Below are 19,538 nucleotides of genomic sequence, written 5' to 3'. Positions count from 1 at the left end.
TGTCAACTAAGTAAATTTAGAGAAAGCTGCCCTTTGCTAACTTTAGCAGATTTACTTGACCTAACAGGCTTTCTATTCCTACTACCAAGTTTTTGTACTATCAGTTTTGCTTCTTCTTGAAAACCTGTTGCGTTGATCCTTTTACTAATCTCTGAACGGGCTTTTTGAATTGCTTTTTCATGATTGACGATTGGCGCAGGATAATTTTTAATACTCTCGATCATTTTCCAAGGCTCATGGATAAAACAGTCAGGCACACTCTTTAACTCAGGTACATAACGTCTAATAAATTCACCATCTTTATCTTGATCATAAGATTGTTTTATTGGGTTATAGATTCTAAAGGTGTTAATACCGGTTACACCAGATTGCATTTGAAATTGAGAATAATGGATACCAGGTTCATAATCTGTAAATAACTTTGCAAGAAATGGTGCCGTCTTACACCAATCTAGCCATAAATCGTAGCTTGCAAATGACACTAGTAACGCTCTCATTCGAAACGTAATCCATCCGTTTTGATGCAACGCTCGCATACACGCATCAACTAAAGGATAACCTGTATTACCACTTTTCCAAGCCTCAAAAAAATCTTCTCTAAAATAAGACTCTCTCATACCTTCAAACGCAGAATGAGTGCACTTAAACTCTATTTCTGGCTGTTGCTCCAACTTCTGTATAAAATGACAGTGCCAAGCTAATCTTGATAAAAATGCCTCAAGATTACGTATAAAAAATGAAGCCTCTGGATCAGGATTGCAAGTTAACGAGTTTATTTTAGCTTTTGTAGCATGCTCTATTTCTCTCACAGACAAGGTACCATAGGTGATATGAGCACTTAAACGAGAACAGTGATTTTGTGATAAGCCAGGTTTTGAGATGTAGCGCATATATCCCTTACCCCTTTCACTTAAGAAAGAATTTAAAACCTTTATTCCTTCACTTCGTCCACCTTTTTGTATTTTATTAGATATATCTTTACCAAAGATTTTATGATCTTTAGATGGTAAATCATCAGAATTTATTCCTTGTACAAAACTTATATTCTCAGGAACAGACACTAAAATGTTATTCATACGTTTATCACGAATGCTAGACCATTTATCCCTACTTGCAAGACGTCTTACTATGCCATTTGTTGGAAACTCTCTCCAAATAATACTCCGAGAATTACACCAAGCTTTTATAGACTTATCTCTTTCGTATGTCCAAGCATTACCAGTTTCTTCATGAGAATATAAAGTAAAATGACCAAGTTGATGAAATAAGTTTTCCATCACTTGCAATACTTCCCCAACACGAATGATTAAATTACCCCCAAGCGCTCTTAAATCTCCACGCAAATCGATTAAACAATCATAAATAAAATGCCAATGTCTAGGCGATGAATCTGCCAAGGTGTATAACTCTGGCTCAACAATATAAAGCGGTAAAATTTGACCTGTTATACAGCTCTCAAAGAAAGGAGCATGATCAAAAATACGCAAATCTTTCTTAAACCATACTATATTATAGTTTTTTTGCTCATGCATAATAACCGATAAGCTAAAAAATATACAAATCTACCTCATACATAGATTATACTCTATCATGAAGTCTAGCTGTTGGATTTAGTATCAGTGATTTTGTTCATTAATTATATCTCTGTTTAAAATTAATTTTCATTCTCTTTTTCAGAATTTTCTCCTAAAGGCTCTGAAAAATTATAGCCATCACCCCTATCCATAGCTAATGGCATATCCTTAAAGTTTTGAGAGCTATCGCTTTCTAAGTTTAATATTTTAGCTAACTTATTACTCATATTAAAAATTTCGTCATTATCACCTGACTCAGATTCTACCAAACGGTCAAACTTACCCTTCCTATTATCTGGGTTAATGATCCCGTTAAAATAATCGTAATAGGATTCGATAGGAGTAGCAGGGGGAGCGATACCCCAATTACAACAAATTGTCTTAGTTAGTAAATTTAAGGTTTCAATTACGAATTCGTCGGGTCCTGATTCTTCATCTTTCTGAGCACAATAAAAATTATCTACAACCATTAAATCTTTCAATAAAACTTGAATATCTTTATACTCACTTTTTTGAATTTTTGCTGTTATATGAGCAAAAATACCTACATAAAACTTATGTTGTTGCATCCAATTTTCCGTACAATCATCTAAATACCTTTCCACATCATCCATACCCTCAACGTGTTTATTTCTAAAGATCACTTCGTATACTTCATCAGAATTTTTAAGCTTCGTTATAGGGTCAATTTCATGACTATCGTCGTTAATCTTTAATATGGTCTTAAGAGAATTTACGTCTGTCGTATTTATTGTAATCGGTCCTTGTTTAAGTATTAAAGACAATATACTTTTAAAACCTTGGTTGTAAGGATTTTGAGCACTAAGATTAGACACTAGATCTAGTGCATTTAAATTTTTACTATTAGTACATCTAACATCTGCCCCTTGTTCAAGAAGGTATTGAATAATTTCCACATGCCCTTTATTGATTGATTCAAATAGTGGAGTAGATTTATGCAAAATTTTTACTGAACTACCATACCTGCTCTCTTTAATACTCTCTCCAATAACTACTTTAGAATTTATCTCTGCTTTAATATTTTTTCCCTCTGAATCTTGTAAGCCGTCTTCAGTCAAATTTTTAACTTTTAATAAATTTCCTTGATTAATCTCTTTTATCAAAATACTATTTAATACTTGTTGGTCTATATTCATAAAATTAAGTTAAATTATTATCAATATTACTTTATATTACTTTTTTAAAAATGTCAATTAATAAACATAAAATTCTATAAACCAAAAATATTTTTAAAAAACGCTATTTTTATTTATTATAGATTAACTTGTATTAGGTATAGAAAAGAAGTTAAATAGCGCGTCTAATAAATTTTCAAACTAATCGATGTTACATCTGATCCAACGTTTCATATTAGCCCAAAATTTCTCAATCGGATTCAAATCTGGGGAATATGCCGGAAGATACAACAACTTGCAACCAACTGATTCAATAAGCTCTTTGATTTTGTTGGATCTATGAAATGCAGCGTTGTCCATAACCACAACTTGCCCTGGCTTAAGCTCCTTGACTAAAGATTCGTGAATCCATTGCAAGACAAGCTTTGTGTCACAAGAGCCATTAAAAACTAAAGGTGCAACAGTTTCTCGATTAACATATCCCGCAATAATGTTAGTCATTTGATACCGTTTTCCACTTTTCTTTCCTGCTAATACTTGACCTTTTTGACCCCAACCTCGCTGCTTCCGATTCGTAGTATCAATTCCTGATTCATCAATATAAACCAGTTTATCTTTGGGGATATCAGCTACAATCTGTTTGAACTCTCTACGTTTTTCAGGACAAGCTTCTAAGTAGGTGTACGTTTTTTTTTACAACGATACTCTAGATGCTTTAGTCTTTTATGTATTGCAACAGCGCTAACACCAAAATGTTTGCCTATTTCTACTAGTGTTGCATCGGGATTAGTATCTACAAAATGCATTAACTGCTGAAGAGGTATCTTACTTTTACTGCCGCCCCTTAATTTGGGTTTGATTTTACCTTCATTCTTATACTCCTTACACCATCTACTTGCTGTAGTACTACTAATTTTAAACGTTAAACAAGCTAATTTTTGGCTATTACCTTCTTCAATGTATTCAATAACTCTAATTCTCAAATCTGAGCTATATGCTTTTGTTGTCATTTTCTATTAACCCTAGCATATGCTTTTCCCTTATTCAATTTAAATTATAATATAATATTACATAAGATATATTTTTATCCATAAATAATGTTTCAGACTTGAAAAATATAAAAAAGATAAAGATATTTTGTTTTGTAATGTAGTCAAAAAGTTTAGGAGAATTAGAAAAGTAGAAAAACAAAATGAGTAAATATTAAGCTTGGCAACGCCCTACTCTCCCACGCTAATCCGCGTAGTACAATCGGCGCAGCAAGGTTTCACTTTAGAGTTCGGGATGGGATCTCGTGTTTCACTTGCGCCATAATTGCCAAGCCAAATATTTACTCATCGTAAAGAAAAAGCTAAATGTCAAACAATGCTAAGTTTATAAAAACTTAAACGTTTAAAAGTATATAAGATAAAATCCGTTTTCAGACTTTGCATTTTATATGCAAAAGTTGCACTACAAACAACTACTTTTGATCAGTAAAACAATCGAGCTATTAGTACCAGTTAGCTGAACGTGTTACCACGCTTACACACCTGGCCTATCAACGTAGTGGTCTTCTACGGCTCTGATAGGGAAATTTATTTTTGAGGCGAGTTTCCCACTTAGATGCATTCAGCGGTTATCTCTTCCGTACTTAGCTACCCAGCTATGCCGCTGGCACGACAACTGGCACACCAGAGGTACGTCCACCTTGGTCCTCTCGTACTAAAGGCAGGTCCTCTCAAATTTCCTACACCCACGGCAGATAGGGACCGAACTGTCTCACGACGTTCTAAACCCAGCTCACGTACCACTTTAATCGGCGAACAGCCGAACCCTTGGGACTTTCTTCAGCCCCAGGATGTGATGAGCCGACATCGAGGTGCCAAACGATCTCGTCGATATGAGCTCTTGGAGATCATCAGCCTGTTATCCCCGGAGTACCTTTTATCCGTTGAGCGATGGCCCTTCCACTCGGGACCACCGGGTCACTATGACCGACTTTCGTCTCTGCTCGTCTTGTAGGACTCGCAGTCAGGCTAGCTTATGCCATTGCACTCTAACAGTTGATTTCTGACCAACCTGAGCTAACCTTCGCACGCCTCCGTTACTCTTTGGGAGGCGACCGCCCCAGTCAAACTACCCACCATGCACTGTCCCTGGACCTGATTCAAGGTCCTAGGTTAGATATCAAAAATTAAAAGGGTAGTATCTCAAGGGTGACTCCGCAGCAGCTAGCGCCACTGCATCATAGTCTCCTACCTATCCTGCACATCTAATTTCTAACACCAATACAAAGCTATAGTAAAGGTTCACGGGGTCTTTCCGTCTAACCGCGGGAACTCCGTATCTTCACGGAGAATCCAATTTCACTGAGTCGATGCTGGAGACAGCGGGGAAGTCATTACGCCATTCGTGCGGGTCGGAACTTACCCGACAAGGAATTTCGCTACCTTAGGACCGTCATAGTTACGGCCGCCATTCACTGGGACTTCAATTCAGAGCTTGCACCCCTCCTTTTAATCTTCCAGCATTGGGCAGGCGTCAGACCCTATACTTCGTCTTACGACTTTGCAGAGCCCTGTGTTTTTAATAAACAGTTGCTACCCCCATTTCTGTGCCACCCTTATCTAGTTGCCTAAATAAAGGTCATCCTTATCCCGAAGTTACAGATGCAATTTGCCTAGTTCCTTCAGCATCGTTTTCTCAAACGCCTTAGTATATTCTACTCGTCCACCTGTGTCGGTTTATAGTACGGTCTATATTGAAGAGGCTATTTCCTGGAAGCATTTCACTGCATGTACAATCCATTAAGCACATACAATTTACACACTTCGTCACACTCTTCAGGCTCAGGAATATTAACCTGATTCCCATCGACTACGCTTTTCAGCCTCGCCTTAGGGGCCGGCTAACCCTGCGCAGATTAGCTTTACGCAGGAAACCTTAGACATACGGCGAGAATGTTTCTCACATTCTTAATCGTTACTCATGTCAGCATTCTCACTTCTGATACCTCCAGCAAGATTCACAACTTGCCTTCAACGGCTTACAGAACGCTCCGCTACCACTTACATCTATTGATGTAAATCCGCATCTTCGGTACATAGCTTTAGCCCCGTTACATTGTCGGCGCAAGAAGGCTTATTTAGACTAGTGAGCTGTTACGCTTTCTTTAAAAGATGGCTGCTTCTAAGCCAACTTCCTAGCTGTTTTGGCCTTTTCACTTCCTTACACACTTAGCTATGATTTGGGGACCTTAGATGGCGGTCTGGGCTGTTTCCCTTTCGACTACGGATCTTAGCACCCGCAGTCTGTCTGCTATGATACGCTTACTGACATTCGGAGTTTAATTGAGTTTGGTAAGTCTGTAGGACCCCCTAGCCCATCTAGTGCTCTACCTTCAGTAAGTAATTAACATAACGCTCTACCTAAATAGATTTCGCGGAGAACCAGCTATCTCCCGGTTTGATTGGCCTTTCACCCCTAGCCACAACTCATCTCATAATTTTTCAACATTAACGAGTTCGGTCCTCCAACTGATGTTACTCAGTCTTCAACCTGGTCATGGCTAGATCACCGGGTTTCGGGTCTAATTCATCGAACTTATCGCCCTATTCAGACTCGCTTTCGCTTTGCCTACGCCTAACGGCTTAAGCTTGCTCGATAAACTAAGTCGCTGACCCATTATACAAGAGGTACGCCGTCACGGCATATGCCGCTCCGACTGTTTATAAGCATTCGGTTTCAGGTCTATTTCACTCCCCTGTTCGGGGTTCTTTTCACCTTTCCCTTACGGTACTTGTTCACTATCGGTCGCTAGAGAGTACTTAGGCTTGGAGGGTGGTCCCCCCATTTTTAAACGGGATTTCACGTGTCCCGCCTTACTCAAGTATCTTGAACTTTTTACTTATACTGGGCTATCACCATCTATGGCTAACCTTTCCAGGTTATTCTAATTATTTTCTCAAGACAACTGGCCTGGTCCGCGTTCGCTCGTCACTACTAACGGAGTCTCGTTTGATTTCCTTTCCTCCGGCTACTTAGATATTTCAGTTCGCCGGGTTTGCTTCCAGTAGCTATGTATTCACTACTAGATACCTGACTAATCAGGTGGGTTCCCCCATTCAGAGATCTTCGGATCAAAGCTTGTTTCAACTCCCCGAAGCTTATCGCAGTTTACCACGTCTTTCGTCGCCTTCTAGCACCAAGGCATCCACCAAATGCTCTTATATTATTTACCAACCAAGTAGTTATTTGTAGAACTACTTTTGCAAGAATTTGATAATTGGATTTTTATCTTATTATATACTTTTTAAACATCTCATCAGTTGCCTGACGTATTATAGATACACCGTTTACAAACTTTTGTCAACAACTTTAAAATATGTTTTTTCGAATATAAATCATTCTTTATCAGACAAAAGCTCTTCAACTAGCGGCAAAGAGTGATTGTAAAAGTCCCAAAATTTTTTTATATCCTCCTTAGCAAGGCTCTTAAACTCCTTTTGAAGGCTTACAAATTTATGTTTTTTAGTAAGATCCAAAAATATTTCTTTAGGATTACTTTTAGCAAGACTTGTGAAAAAATATGGATTATGAGTCTGGATGGCAGGTAATATTTTTCCTTGGAGGGCATAAATTTTTTCTGAATTTATGAAATCTTTATAATCGCTAGAAAATTCTATCTCTTTAACTTTTGCCGAAACTTCCTCTTCATCAAAAAGTGCTGGATATTTTATTAACAGCCCTATCAAAGATATTTCCACTAAATTATCCTCAGGCAAAGATAATGTATAAAGACCAGTTTGTTTACTTCGTTTAGGTCTTTTAGTTAGTTGCCATAATTGATCTTGAAAAAATCGCTTAAAATTTTTAACTATTATTTTATCATGAATATGGTCTAAGTACCTATTTAGATTAGTTTCTACTTTAGATACAACCTCGGGACTTTTGGCAGATAAACTACTTGGAGCCTCTAACATCCATATCATTTCAGATAAAGGTTTGCGCCCTTGGATTATGTATTCCATATATTTTGATCCTTTCTTAGTAATTACATCATCTGGATCAAAATTATTCGGTAACATCACAAAACTTACATGCTTGCTGGTTGTGATTTTTCCTAACGAAAGTTCTACAACCTTTTTAGCAGCACGCAGACCAGCCGTATCACCATCAAAACAAATTATAATCTCATCAACTGCGTTCCATAAATGATCTAAGTGTTTAGAACTGACAGCCGTACCCAAAGTTGCCACAGTTTCTGTAAAACCACCTATATGCATCTTGATCAGGTCCATATAACCTTCAACAACTATGGCTCTATTTGTTTTATAACAAGATTTATAGGCAAGATTTAGTCCATATAAAACGTCGCTTTTTTGAAATATCTGAGTTTCAGGCGAATTAAGGTATTTAGGCATTGAGTCATCTAAACACCTCCCCCCAAATGCAATTAATCTATTATAGTTATCCCTGATAGGAAAAATTATTCTTCTGCGAAATACTTCATATATATCTGAGCCTTTGCGACCAATAAGACCGGTTTTATCCATCATTAATAAAGGCACGGATTTAGAGTCTAAAAATTTGCGCAAATGATTATTTCCTGGAGCATACCCTATCTCAAATTTTTCTATATCCTCTTTTGTAATTCCACGAGCAGATAAGTAGTTTATTACATCTTTTGATAAGTTTCGCTTATAAAAAGCTAAAGCCAGCTCTAAAACATTATGTAATTCCTCAAATTCATCCTTTTCTTCCTTTGTATTAAGAGTTTTAGGAATTTCTATGTTATAGTCTTTTGCTAATTGTAGAGCACTTTGTTTATAGCTTGTACCTTCGATTTGGGATACGAAGCTGATCACATCGCCTCCTGCATGACAACCAAAACAGTAGAAAAATCTCTTGATAGGATTTACAGAAAATGAAGGAGTTTTTTCTGGATGGAAAGGACAAAGACCTAGATAGTTAGAACTTTGTCTTTTTAAATCAACTCTCTTGGATATGACTTCTAATATAGGAATTTGGTTTTTTATAAGATCGTAAAACATAATTAATAGAATCTATTTCTACATAACATGTTACACGTAAATTTTGTAAAAAACCATTACAACTGACATTACTACTTTAAATAAAATAAACTAGGCAACAACACCCTCTACTTCTTTCGCTCCCATCAAATTTACGTCATCATAAACTTCCATTATCTCTTGCGCAGCAGCCTTAAGCTGTTGCGTTAGATACGAACCTTCATCCTGATATTTATCTAAACACCCCTTAAATACATCAATGGGAATTCTTACACCCCATGTATTAAGTAGTTTAAAGAAATTTTCACATGGTGGATGTTTTGCCGCATACACTAAAGGAGATCCTTTACAATAAGCTTCTTTATAAAGATCAGCTCCAGCTCTTACCAATATCTCTATCGCCTCCAGAAATTTGTATTTAATGGCCTCATGCAAAGGTGTAGTTTTTGGTAAATCATCAGTCCCATCAAGATTAATCATTTTTTTTGCTAATAAGTTAACAGCTTCGATATTATTAATCCTTATAGCCGCATATATAGGCCAGTTATCATCTAAGCCCAAATTAGGATTTGCACTATGTTCTAATAGCACTTCTAAAGAATCATTAGCGCCATTTTCTGCAGCAAGATATAATGGAGTCTTTTTAGATCTCCCTAAAACATTAACGCTAGTACCTTTATCAATTAAAAATCTAACAACATCTGGATGATTTTTTTCAGAAGCAAGATGTAAAGGAGTATAACCGCTATAATCTGTAGAATAAATATAGGCACCTTGACTCTCCAAATATTCCGCTACTCTTAAATGCCCTTGCTGCGCAGCCAAATGCAATGCCGTTAATCCTTCATCCGCAGGTTCATTAATTTGCGACCCTTTTATTGTCTTGCTTGTAATTTCTACTATTGCTTTTACGACTTCAAGATGACCACCTGCTGCAGCACAATGAAGAAGTTTCCAACCATTTGCATTACGAACATGTAACTCATCGGCGGATCCAGCGTATTTTTTCAGCACCTCTAATTTACCATCTGCTGCTATATATAAAACTTGACGTCCGTTAGTATCTATAATCGTATTACTTTGATTAATGGATGTATCTGTTTTCATGCACAATGTAGTCTAAAAGTTAACCATACCTAACAATATGATATATCAGTTTTCAAAAAAGTCATAGATTATCAAGTTTTTGGTTAATTTAAAAAACTTACAACATCTTATCGACATGAGGACTTTTACCGTTTAATTCCACATCGTGTGCCATTTTGCTGCCACTTTCATCAAATTGACCATTAATAAGCTCATCAAAACTCTGCTTATTAAATAATGACACATCATCAACTAAGGAACCAAAAGATGCTTCTTGAGATTCGAAAATATCATAGATCTTAGCTAGTTGTTTAGACGTATCAATTTCTCTCCTGTATTCTAAATATTTTTCATTTCGTACATAATCTATAGAACTAATTTCTTCTTGCATCTTGTTGTAAATTGCATCTAATTGACTAGATATATCAAAAATTTCTTTGTCAGACTCTATATGATATTTGCTACCATCTTTCTTACACCACTCATTGGGTAAACAACGAAATTCTTCATTCACAGGTAATTTTGTTGGACTAACATCATCTTTCTTACATTTGACGCTCTTAAAACCCATAAAGGATTTAATATTAAAAAATTTTTTTATAGGACATATTGTCATATTATTAGCTTAATAAAATTTATATTTATAAATAGCTAAATATATCACATAAATTTCTAAATTCAAATCTTATACGTTAAATTTTTAGAGGAGAATTGAAAAATAAGGAGCAAATTACGACGTTTAGTTCAGAATTATAATGCTATAGCTACTTTTTAGTTTGCGCACTTTTTACATTGAATTCTTCAGATAAATCATCAAATGCGTTTGCATCCAATAAATTATCTGAAACATATTAAGTGAAATATATTACTGCAGTTGGCCGAATGCAAATATTAAACATCATAAGATGCTGACCTCTTCATGCATAAAAAGTATACCTAATGAGTATTATCATCACATCTCATAAGCATACGGAATCTAGTTTTTATATATTTTGTCGGAATGAAGAGAAAAGGGACATCAATTGTCCCTTAGTGAATTTTATGCAGCTGCTGCTGTTTGTTTGTCTTTTACGCTTTTAACAAGTTGTTCAAAAGCTTGTGGCTGATGAATAGCCATTTCTGAAAGCATTTTACGATTAATGTCGATACCTGCTTTGCTAAGTAGGTCCATAAATTTGGAATATACCAAATCATAAGCACGCACTGCAGCATTAATCCTTTGGATCCAAAGACTTCTAAAATCTCTTTTTCTATTTCTTCTATCGCGATATGCATACTGCAAAGCTTTTTCTACTCTTTGCAAGGCAACTCTGTAACATGTACTTGACCTACCACGATAACCTTTGGCAAGCTTCAATACTTTTTTATGCTTATTTTTTGTAACTGTGCTAGTTATAGATCTAGTCATAAATAATTGTATTTAATATTAATTAGAATAAGGCACAAAATGCTTTAGGATATTTTTTTCCTCTTGATGCTGCACTAATGCCATCCCTTTATAATTTTGTTTTGTACTTTTATTACGCGCCAAATGCTGGTTGCCGGATTTGCTTCTTTTCAGAGAACCATTACCTCTTACTTCAAACCTTTTCTTGACACTTGAATTAGTCTTTAATTTTGGCATATCACCCCTAAATTATCTTTTTGCTAAATTTATTATAGCTTTTATTTGCAATATTTACTATTATTGTACTTTATCAGAGTTAGCTTGTTTACACAAGAGGAGAAAATTAAAATTCACCATTAAATTAAGTCTTTCTAATGATTATTTGTGCCAATTGGAAAATGCACTTAAGGCTTTCTGAAGCACTTGAGATATGCAAAGAGATACAACATTATGGCAATTTGATTATTGCACCACCTATGCCTTTTTTATCTCTTTTGTCAAGCAACTATTCCCAAATTAAGCTTGCTGCTCAAGATATCAGCGCTATCGAACAAGATGAAGGAGCTTATACTGGAGAAGTAAGTGGTTATATTCTATCATCAACAAATGTTAAATATGCAATTGTTGGGCATTATGAAAGACGTAAGTATTTTGGGGAGGATGATAAATTAGTAATCTCAAAAGCAAAAAATTGTCTTAGACACGAAATCACTCCTATAGTGTGCTTTGGAGAAAAAGAAGTAGGACAAGATCCAATTGCATCTTTAGAAAATTTAGCAGATGGCTTACCACAAAGTGTATATTATGCATATGAGCCTTATTGGGCCATTGGAAATAAAAATACAAATATAGAACAAGCATACAATAATTTAAAAAAAGTGATAAAATATTTTAGTCATTTACCCCAAATTAAAGTCTTTTATGGCGGGTCTGTTAATGGACAAAATGCCAAAGATTTCAAAAATATTACAGGACTTGACGGATTACTAGTTGGTAGTGCATCATTAAAAATAAATGAATTGATAAAAATTATAGAAACATGATTAACATTTTACTATTTGTGCATATATTAGTTGGTATATTGCTTATCATCAGTATCTTGCTACAAAAAACCTCTTCCGACAGTATTGCAAATTTGGCTGGGGGACAGCATGGACTTATGAGTCCTAAAGGCGTCGCAAGCTTTTTAACTAAAACTACAACTATACTTGCTACTGTTTTCATGGTAAATGCAATTATTTTGGGTAACTTATCAACAACAAAACCTAAAAATATTTTTGATGAAAAGGTCAAAACTGAAAAAGCTAAAATACCTATCGCAGAATAACGATGCAACATACTGTTTCCATAGGGGATATTAAAATCTCTAATAAATTACCATTTGTTTTAATAGGAGGTCCTTGCCAAATAGAAAGCTTAGATCATAGCTTATTTATGGCTGAGCAGATAGCTAAAATTACTAAAAAATTAGGGATAGGTTTTATTTATAAATCTTCCTTTGATAAAGCAAACAGAACTTCAGCTACAGCTAAAAGAGGCGTTGGCTTAGAGAAATCTTTAGAAATATTCAAAGCCATAAAAGATAAATTTGGGTGCGCCGTTATCACAGACGTTCATAAAGAGGAGCAATGCGATATAGTAGCTGAAGTCGTAGATATTTTACAGATACCGGCATTTTTATGTAGGCAGACTGATCTATTAGCAGCCGCTGCTAAAACAGGCAGAGTGATCAACGTAAAAAAAGGACAATTCTTAAGCCCTGAAGCAATGGCTAATGTTGTCGATAAATTAAAGTTTTTTGGAGCCAAAGATATTATGCTTACAGAACGCGGCACATGCTTTGGATACAATAATCTTGTATCAGATTTTAGATCCTTGCTAGTTATGGCCAAAACTGGATATCCCGTAATCTTTGATGCAACGCATTCCGTACAACAACCAGGCTCATTAAGTACTAGCAGCGGGGGAGAAAGAAAATACGTAGAATATCTAGCAAGAGCAGCTTGTTCAGTAGGTGTTGCAGGAATATTTGCAGAAATTCATCAAGACCCAGATAATGCTCCAAGTGATGGGCCTTGCATGCTTAAACTTTCTGATCTAGAAAAGACACTATCAAAACTTAAAGAATATGATTTTATAACTAAAAAATATGGTTAACGAACAAGAAATAAAATTGCTTTTACAAGAAATAAGCAAAGAACATAAAGTCGATATATCTCAAGTTACAATTCAAGAATCCACAATTACTATTAATGTTAACGCTAGTAGCATGGTGCAAGCAGAAGCTTTTAAAATCCAAGCTGAAGAGTTAGTTGCAAACAGATACCCGGAATATCACATTATCATAGCTATTAATAATCAAAATATTAAAGTTAAACGCACTCTTCCAGGAGTTAAAAAAATAATCACGGTCAGCTCAGGTAAAGGAGGCGTTGGAAAATCTACTATCAGCGCTGCAGTTGCTAAATTATTAGCAGAAAATGGGAACAAAGTGGGGATTATTGACGCCGACATACACGGCCCCTCCATGCCACGAATACTTAACATTCAAGATGCCACTCCAGAATTTCGCAGGGGGAAAATTTTACCAGTTACTTCCTGCGATATAAAGGTTATGTCCATTGGATTTTTGATGGAAGAAAAAGGCGCTCTTGCATGGCGAGGACCCATGCTTGCCAAAGCCGTAATGCAGTTATTTTCAGATGTAGATTGGGGCGAGCTTGATTATTTGATAGTAGACACCCCCCCTGGAACCGGAGATATACACATCACTATACTCAGTAATTATCAAGTAGATGGAGTATTTATTGTTACTATACCTTCAGCAGTTTCTCTGGATAGCGTCATACGGTCCATCGACCTGTATGAGAAATTTAATATCAATATATATGGTATCATAGAAAATATGAGCTATTACTACGATCAACATTCTAAACAAAAAATTCCTCTTTTTGGAGAAAGTCTCACTGACAAACTAGCATCCGAGTACGCACTCAAGATGATTGATCCTATAAACCTTATTCCAGGTCTTTCTGAGGTAAAATTTGCCGATATAACTAAGCATATGAAAATCGACTTACACAACGTCAACCTGTGAGTATAGTACAAAAAGGAATTTGTCAAATTGAAGATTTAGATGAACGTGGCAGAGGCATAGGAATATTTGAAGGGCACAAAATATCTCTGCCTTATACAATTCATGGCGAGACCGTAGAGTTTGATAAACACACATATAGACGCAGATCAAATTATACTCTTAATAAAATTCTGAAAGCATCACCTAGTAGAATTCAGCCATTATGTAAATATTTTGGACAATGCGGAGGCTGCGTACTACAGCACTTAAATTTACAAGAATACACAAAATTTAAAGAATCTTTAATCAAAAAAAGTTTAGCAGATTACCAAATACAAACTAACCTACTTCCAATTATCAACGTACCACCAGGGAATCGCAGACGAGCTAACTTTGAGGCAGTAAAGAAAGAGGATAAGTTATTTATGGGCTTTCATAAGCTTTCATCTCATAAGATTGTAGACCTTGATAGCTGCCCCGCCCTGCTGCCTGATTTATCAAAATTAATACCAAATCTTAAAAGCCTCCTATCTAATATTTTGGACATAAGACAAAAGGCTAAAATATTTGTTACGCAAGCAAGTAATGGGATAGATGTGACCTTTGAGTTATATGGACAAAAAGTTCTAAGCGATACTCAAAAGAAGCAAATTGAAACCTTTGCTGAAAAAAATAACCTAATTAGATCAGTATTTAGGGCTAGAAAATTTATTGACATCGTATATCAAATAGAAGAACCATATGTTATTTTTGGAGACTTAAAAGTCCCCGTAGATGCTTATTGCTTTCTGCAAGCAAGCTTTGAATCTGATAAAATTTTGCAAAATCTTATTTTAAAGTATTCATCGGGCAAAAAAGGTGTTGACCTATTTTGCGGCAGAGGGACTTTCTTATTACCCTTAAGTCAGCACTACAGTATGGATGGATTTGAGTCAGACAAACATGCTGTAGAAGCACTCTCATCAATTATAGAAAACTTAGACATCAATGTAACCAAGCAGGATCTCTTTTTATCCCCCCTGACTAGCAGGCAGTTAAGCATTTATGATTTTGCAGTTATTAACCCCCCGAGATGTGGAGCGGAAGCTCAAATCATAGAGCTTGCTAAAAGCTATATAAAACGCATAATTTACGTCTCATGCAACCCATCCACATTTGCTAGAGATGCAAAAATTTTAATCCAAAATGGTTTCACTTTAGAACAAGTCCAAGGCGTTGATCAATTTTATTGGAGTCATCATTTAGAGGTAGCTGGGGTCTTTTCAAAATAATCTTAATTTGATTATTTTCTAAATCTCTAATACCCTAAATGGTTTAAAAATAAAGCTTTGATTATCAAACTACTTAAGCATCACCGATAAACTACTTTAATCAATCTTGCTACAGCCCTAAATGCTACTACCTCTTTGATCAAAGCTAAAACTTATAATTTTATGTTAGACTCAACATTTCTGATCATCAATTTGACTATATCATTAAAAAAATAAAGTAATCATACATGGCATGTACAGTAGACTAAATAGAGCGGATAATAATACAGTGGTTGCAACTTTTTCTAGATTTAGCTTGATCAGAGATGCAAAAACCATTGTGTTAGCCGCTATTGGGGCTGTTGATAATAAAATAAGAGCGTGATAATGACTTATGTTATACTGATGAAAGATAAATTTATCTAATAAAATAAAAGTGTTAATAATTAGGGGACTAAATAAAAATTTAGACACGAAAGCGCAAATGGTAAATTTGAGGTCTATCTTGAATTTTTGAATAGTTGAAATACCAAGACCTATCATTATCATCCCGAGAGTGGAGTAAACGATTTGCATATTATGTACAAAATCATCAAAAAAATCAGGCAAATCAAATCCCATAAGACTATAAAGACATCTTAGAGCAAAAGCATTTAGATTTGGAAGGCGAAAAACCTGGTTCAAGCTTTCTTGGGCAGATGAAAGACTACGCATGCATATGAAGTATCCTAAAGTAGATTCGTACAAGTTAAGCCCAACGATCGTCATCATATAGATACTTAACGTATAGTCATCAAATAAAGTAGCGGCAAGTGGTAATACTAAATAGCCAGAATTTGCCGTTCCAGCAGTCACTGCTAAAATATTCCTAGTACTTTCATCGAAGTAAGGAGTAAATAATTTATAAGCTATCAAACATAAAAGACAAGATATACAAAATACGACTAAAGTAACGCTAATTTCGGCAAATGAAACTGAAGCATTAGCTGGTATAGCAAAAAATACAATAGGCGATATAAAGTAGAATAAAAGATTGGCTATATGATCTCGATCTAGCTTGGAGAATTTGCCAGCACAAAATCCCAATAGAACATTTAATAGTCCTGAAAAAAGTTTTAAAAAAACTGTTGTAAAAAGGCTCATTTCATTTTAGCGTAAGCAAAAAAACATTTGCGGCTTCATTATACACTAAAATAACTTAACAATAACATATAATTAATAATAAAATAGCATTTTTATATCTCTTGAACTTTTATGTGATATACAAGTAGTCTAAAAAATTAATTTAGTTAAGATTTTTATGTTAAAATTATAAATAAATTATTTGGATCCAATTAAATATTATATTAGCATATATGGTATCAAATAATATTTAATATATGGAATTCAAATCATTTTCAAATAGTTTTTATACGAAATACGTGCATGATAAAGACATAGAAACAATCAATCAACTGATAGGGAATTATCCGTCAGATTTAATGTTTGAGCATCACGAGGTTGTACAAACTATTATCTGCGATGTTATTGAATATGGTGACGATCAGTTGGTAGAACATGTATTAACGCGGTTAAAGTTATATTCATCTAAAGGTATCTCAACATATCTTAACCTCCCCTCAAATAAAGGATTAACTCCGTTGAATTTAGCAACTTATTATGGACGTATCAATGTTGTAAAACTACTCCTAGAACATGGCGTAGATACAGAATTCAAAGATACAATCGGACCTTTCAAAAATTTATCCGCATTAGATTTAGCTATTCAAAATAACCACGTAAATATAGCAGTGGAACTGATTCAACACGACGTTAGTAATAGACTAAAAGCTTGGCAAAAAAATAAATTACCAGATAGCCTTAAACAAGATAATAAAAAGCTCAAGCTATTAGTTAAAGAGAAAGAACTATACCAAAGCTTTATTTCTCAGGATAATATAAAGAATAATCAAAAATTAAAAGAAAAATTAGAATCCATAATTGACGGACTGAGTCCAAACATAGCTAATTATGTAGGGTATTCCTTAGCGGAGGCACAAGCACCAAAGTTTAAAACAGAAACAAAGTTGTGCGAAGATGGTTTTGTCAAAATAATGCCTCTATATGATTCGATAGAAGGACATAATCCATACAAAAGTGATGTATTAACATACGCACAGGTGCTGCCCCAACTTATTGGTTACCTAGATCCTTCAGGGATATTTGGAACAATTATGACAAGTCGCTCTGTAAAAGAAGCTGATTCAAATATGAAAGAAGGGGATAATAATCAAACATCTATAACTAGTGACATAGAGAGCCAAGTTTCTAGGTTAGAAATAGGTACAACTCAGGAGCCTCAAGATTGCGAAATCTAACTTATTTTAGATTATTCAGCGCTGCCCCTTGAGGAATATTAAAGCCCTTTAAAAACTCTGACGTCAGAAGCTTTTTTCCTCCAGGTCGTTGAAGAGCTATAATTTGTAGAGCATCTTTTTTACATGCTATTAATAGATTTTTATCTATCACGCAACCTGGCTCAAAGTCATGATTCAAATTAACGTGTTTTGCCGCCCAAATTTTTATTTGTTCCCCATTATAATTAAAAAATGTTCCAGGCCATGGATTCATACCCCTCACCTGACAATTTATTTCAAATGCGCTCTTATTCCAATCAATCTTGCCTTCTTCCTTTGTCAATTTATGAGCATAACTTACACCTTCATTACTTTGAGGAATACGGGGTAATAAAGCTATATTATGAATAGTTTTATCAAGTAGCAAGGCTCCTATGACTGCGCATTGTTCACTTAATAAAGGATATCTAGTATTTTCTATAATAGGAAAATCTGTACTTAATATAACATCGCCCGTATCTAATGTCGCATCCATTTGCATGATACAAATACCTGTACTTTTTTCTCCATCTATGATAGCCCGCTGTAAAGGCGCTGCCCCTCTATATTTAGGTAACCTAGATGGATGAATATTAAGACAACCATACTTTTTTGATTCTAAAATATTAGAAGGTATGATTAATCCATATGAGCATACAACTATTACCTCAGCTTCTATACTTTTGATTAGTTGATATGATTCATAAGTTCGAAGCTTAGCCGGAGTATGTACGGGAATACCATAATAATTTGCCACCTTATGCACTGGCGAAAGCTTCATTTGCATCTTTCTACCAGCTGGTTTAGGAGATTGAGTAAATACTGCTTGAACTTGATGATTGCGAATTAGAGATAAAAGCGCTGGCACAGCAAAAGAGCTTGTACCTATAAATATAACCTTCACAGTCTTTGCTCTTTAGAGATTTTTTTAATTATCAAGTCCCTTTTCAATTTGGATACATAGTCTAGAATTACCTTGCCTTCTAAGTGATCCATTTCATGTTGTATGACCCTAGCCAAGAAATCATCGTCGTATAATTTTTGAGGTTTACTATTAAAATCGATATATTTTATTTCTATTGCCTTTGGTCTCAGGACTTCTATTTTACTTCCAGGAACAGACAAACATCCTTCATTAAAATATGTCTTCTCATCTGAATGTAAAGTAAATTCTGGGTTTATCAAAAATAGGGGATAGAAATTTTCTTGCCTTTTTATTTCTTCTACTTCAGAAAGGTCGATTGTGATGATCCTTTTTAATACTCCCACTTGATTTGCAGCTAGTCCTATGCCATTTTCGGCACGCATAGTTTCAACCATATCAAGCATGAATTTTCTTAAATTATCATCGACAAGCTCAACCTTGCCACACTTTTGCCTTAAGCGCTTATCTGGAATTGTTAAAACTTCTAATAAAGACATAATCTATAATTGATTAAACTATATTACAAGCTTCTATTATAACACATTTTACTCAATAAGTTTAGTACACATAGTGGTTGTACTTGAAAATTTGTATCAATATTGATGATCTTAGTGCTATTTTCAAAAATTATAGAGTGGAAGAATTGTGTTTAAAAGTACATCTAAGATCAGGTCCTTGAACTTCAAAATCGTTAATTAATTATGATAATAAGATT

The 19,538-nt window shown here is 35.0% G+C and carries 18 protein-coding genes and 2 rRNA genes; 6 read left to right on the top strand and 14 right to left on the bottom strand.

The annotated features are described in order from the left end of the window. Positions 1 to 2: 2 nt before the first annotated feature. From phytr_RS01500 to rpmI, 11 genes are all read right to left on the bottom strand, one after another. Positions 3 to 1,532 (bottom strand): cryptochrome/deoxyribodipyrimidine photo-lyase family protein, encoded by a 1,530-nt coding sequence (locus phytr_RS01500; protein ID WP_106874130.1) that lies wholly within the window; start codon positions 1,530 to 1,532, stop codon positions 3 to 5. Between the two features lie 122 nt (positions 1,533 to 1,654). Beyond that, positions 1,655 to 2,731, bottom strand: coding sequence for an ankyrin repeat domain-containing protein (locus phytr_RS01495; protein ID WP_106874129.1), 1,077 nt, complete (start codon positions 2,729 to 2,731; stop codon positions 1,655 to 1,657). Positions 2,732 to 2,911: 180 nt separating this feature from the next. Further along, on the bottom strand, positions 2,912 to 3,346 hold the full coding sequence (locus tag phytr_RS06380) for an IS630 family transposase (protein WP_320410444.1): 435 nt from the start codon (positions 3,344 to 3,346) through the stop codon (positions 2,912 to 2,914). Positions 3,347 to 3,381: 35 nt separating this feature from the next. Next, positions 3,382 to 3,720, bottom strand: coding sequence for a helix-turn-helix domain-containing protein (locus phytr_RS01485; RefSeq protein WP_106874127.1), 339 nt, complete (start codon positions 3,718 to 3,720; stop codon positions 3,382 to 3,384). Between the two features lie 197 nt (positions 3,721 to 3,917). After that, positions 3,918 to 4,032, bottom strand: a 5S ribosomal RNA gene (rrf, locus tag phytr_RS01480). 149 nt (positions 4,033 to 4,181) lie between these two features. Next, a 23S ribosomal RNA gene (locus tag phytr_RS01475) occupies positions 4,182 to 6,933 on the bottom strand. A gap of 162 nt (positions 6,934 to 7,095) precedes the next feature. Beyond that, positions 7,096 to 8,745 (bottom strand): DNA primase, encoded by a 1,650-nt coding sequence (gene dnaG / locus phytr_RS01470; RefSeq protein WP_106874126.1) that lies wholly within the window; start codon positions 8,743 to 8,745, stop codon positions 7,096 to 7,098. Between the two features lie 90 nt (positions 8,746 to 8,835). Continuing rightward, on the bottom strand, positions 8,836 to 9,831 hold the full coding sequence (locus phytr_RS01465) for an ankyrin repeat domain-containing protein (RefSeq protein ID WP_106874125.1): 996 nt from the start codon (positions 9,829 to 9,831) through the stop codon (positions 8,836 to 8,838). Between the two features lie 97 nt (positions 9,832 to 9,928). Continuing rightward, on the bottom strand, positions 9,929 to 10,426 hold the full coding sequence (locus tag phytr_RS01460) for a hypothetical protein (RefSeq protein WP_106874124.1): 498 nt from the start codon (positions 10,424 to 10,426) through the stop codon (positions 9,929 to 9,931). Between the two features lie 423 nt (positions 10,427 to 10,849). Continuing rightward, positions 10,850 to 11,218 (bottom strand): 50S ribosomal protein L20, encoded by a 369-nt coding sequence (gene rplT, locus phytr_RS01455; RefSeq protein WP_106874123.1) that lies wholly within the window; start codon positions 11,216 to 11,218, stop codon positions 10,850 to 10,852. Positions 11,219 to 11,236: 18 nt separating this feature from the next. Beyond that, positions 11,237 to 11,434, bottom strand: a complete 198-nt coding sequence (gene rpmI, locus phytr_RS01450; RefSeq protein ID WP_106874122.1) for a 50S ribosomal protein L35 — start codon at positions 11,432 to 11,434, stop codon at positions 11,237 to 11,239. Positions 11,435 to 11,571: 137 nt separating this feature from the next. On the opposite strand from rpmI, the gene phytr_RS01445 reads away from it, so the two are divergent. Genes phytr_RS01445 through phytr_RS01425 form a run of 5 tightly spaced genes read left to right on the top strand, consistent with a single transcriptional unit; the run spans position 11,572 to position 15,544 of the window. Then, entirely contained in the window at positions 11,572 to 12,240 is a 669-nt protein-coding gene (locus phytr_RS01445) for a triose-phosphate isomerase (protein WP_106874121.1), read from the top strand. After that, a complete protein-coding gene (gene secG / locus phytr_RS01440; protein WP_106874120.1) occupies positions 12,237 to 12,524 on the top strand; it encodes a preprotein translocase subunit SecG in 288 nt (95 codons plus the stop codon). Before phytr_RS01445 ends, secG begins: the two co-directional genes overlap by 4 nt. Positions 12,525 to 12,526: 2 nt before the next feature. Then, positions 12,527 to 13,354 (top strand): 3-deoxy-8-phosphooctulonate synthase, encoded by an 828-nt coding sequence (gene kdsA / locus phytr_RS01435; protein WP_106874119.1) that lies wholly within the window; start codon positions 12,527 to 12,529, stop codon positions 13,352 to 13,354. Beyond that, on the top strand, positions 13,347 to 14,294 hold the full coding sequence (locus phytr_RS01430) for an Mrp/NBP35 family ATP-binding protein (RefSeq protein ID WP_106874118.1): 948 nt from the start codon (positions 13,347 to 13,349) through the stop codon (positions 14,292 to 14,294). Before kdsA ends, phytr_RS01430 begins: the two co-directional genes overlap by 8 nt. Beyond that, positions 14,291 to 15,544: a class I SAM-dependent RNA methyltransferase gene (locus phytr_RS01425; protein ID WP_106874117.1), complete on the top strand. Its 1,254-nt coding sequence runs from the start codon at positions 14,291 to 14,293 to the stop codon at positions 15,542 to 15,544. The genes phytr_RS01430 and phytr_RS01425 overlap by 4 nt, the downstream gene beginning before the upstream one ends. 204 nt (positions 15,545 to 15,748) lie before the next feature. Here phytr_RS01425 and phytr_RS01420 read toward each other — a convergent pair whose 3' ends face one another. Continuing rightward, complete coding sequence (locus phytr_RS01420; RefSeq protein ID WP_106874116.1) at positions 15,749 to 16,666, bottom strand: AEC family transporter; 918 nt, start codon at positions 16,664 to 16,666, stop codon at positions 15,749 to 15,751. Between the two features lie 236 nt (positions 16,667 to 16,902). On the opposite strand from phytr_RS01420, the gene phytr_RS01415 reads away from it, so the two are divergent. Next, positions 16,903 to 17,880, top strand: coding sequence for an ankyrin repeat domain-containing protein (locus tag phytr_RS01415; RefSeq protein ID WP_106874115.1), 978 nt, complete (start codon positions 16,903 to 16,905; stop codon positions 17,878 to 17,880). 1 nt (position 17,881) lies between these two features. Here the strand turns inward: phytr_RS01415 and fmt are convergent, their stop codons facing one another. Together fmt and def are read right to left on the bottom strand one after the other, a co-directional pair. After that, positions 17,882 to 18,802, bottom strand: a complete 921-nt coding sequence (fmt, locus tag phytr_RS01410) for a methionyl-tRNA formyltransferase (RefSeq protein ID WP_106874114.1) — start codon at positions 18,800 to 18,802, stop codon at positions 17,882 to 17,884. After that, positions 18,799 to 19,320: a peptide deformylase gene (gene def / locus phytr_RS01405; protein WP_106874113.1), complete on the bottom strand. Its 522-nt coding sequence runs from the start codon at positions 19,318 to 19,320 to the stop codon at positions 18,799 to 18,801. The genes fmt and def overlap by 4 nt, the downstream gene beginning before the upstream one ends. Positions 19,321 to 19,538: the final 218 nt, after the last annotated feature.

The sequence above is a fragment of the Candidatus Phycorickettsia trachydisci genome, assembly GCF_003015145.1.
Taxonomy (GTDB): Bacteria; Pseudomonadota; Alphaproteobacteria; order Rickettsiales; family Rickettsiaceae; genus Phycorickettsia; species Phycorickettsia trachydisci.
The sequence above is the reverse complement of the archived record's forward strand: the minus strand, read 5'-3'. Positions and strand labels throughout refer to the sequence as shown.

Coding starts and splice junctions, on each gene's coding strand:
- phytr_RS01500 (WP_106874130.1), bottom strand. CDS start 1,532: ATGCATGAGCAAAAAAACTATAATATAGTATGGTTTAAGAAAGATTTG.
- phytr_RS01485 (WP_106874127.1), bottom strand. CDS start 3,720: ATGACAACAAAAGCATATAGCTCAGATTTGAGAATTAGAGTTATTGAA.
- def (WP_106874113.1), bottom strand. CDS start 19,320: ATGTCTTTATTAGAAGTTTTAACAATTCCAGATAAGCGCTTAAGGCAA.
- dnaG (WP_106874126.1), bottom strand. CDS start 8,745: ATGTTTTACGATCTTATAAAAAACCAAATTCCTATATTAGAAGTCATA.
- phytr_RS01495 (WP_106874129.1), bottom strand. CDS start 2,731: ATGAATATAGACCAACAAGTATTAAATAGTATTTTGATAAAAGAGATT.
- rpmI (WP_106874122.1), bottom strand. CDS start 11,434: ATGCCAAAATTAAAGACTAATTCAAGTGTCAAGAAAAGGTTTGAAGTA.
- phytr_RS01415 (WP_106874115.1), top strand. CDS start 16,903: ATGGAATTCAAATCATTTTCAAATAGTTTTTATACGAAATACGTGCAT.
- phytr_RS01460 (WP_106874124.1), bottom strand. CDS start 10,426: ATGACAATATGTCCTATAAAAAAATTTTTTAATATTAAATCCTTTATG.
- phytr_RS01445 (WP_106874121.1), top strand. CDS start 11,572: ATGATTATTTGTGCCAATTGGAAAATGCACTTAAGGCTTTCTGAAGCA.
- phytr_RS01420 (WP_106874116.1), bottom strand. CDS start 16,666: ATGAGCCTTTTTACAACAGTTTTTTTAAAACTTTTTTCAGGACTATTA.
- kdsA (WP_106874119.1), top strand. CDS start 12,527: ATGCAACATACTGTTTCCATAGGGGATATTAAAATCTCTAATAAATTA.
- rplT (WP_106874123.1), bottom strand. CDS start 11,218: ATGACTAGATCTATAACTAGCACAGTTACAAAAAATAAGCATAAAAAA.
- phytr_RS01465 (WP_106874125.1), bottom strand. CDS start 9,831: ATGAAAACAGATACATCCATTAATCAAAGTAATACGATTATAGATACT.
- secG (WP_106874120.1), top strand. CDS start 12,237: ATGATTAACATTTTACTATTTGTGCATATATTAGTTGGTATATTGCTT.
- phytr_RS01430 (WP_106874118.1), top strand. CDS start 13,347: ATGGTTAACGAACAAGAAATAAAATTGCTTTTACAAGAAATAAGCAAA.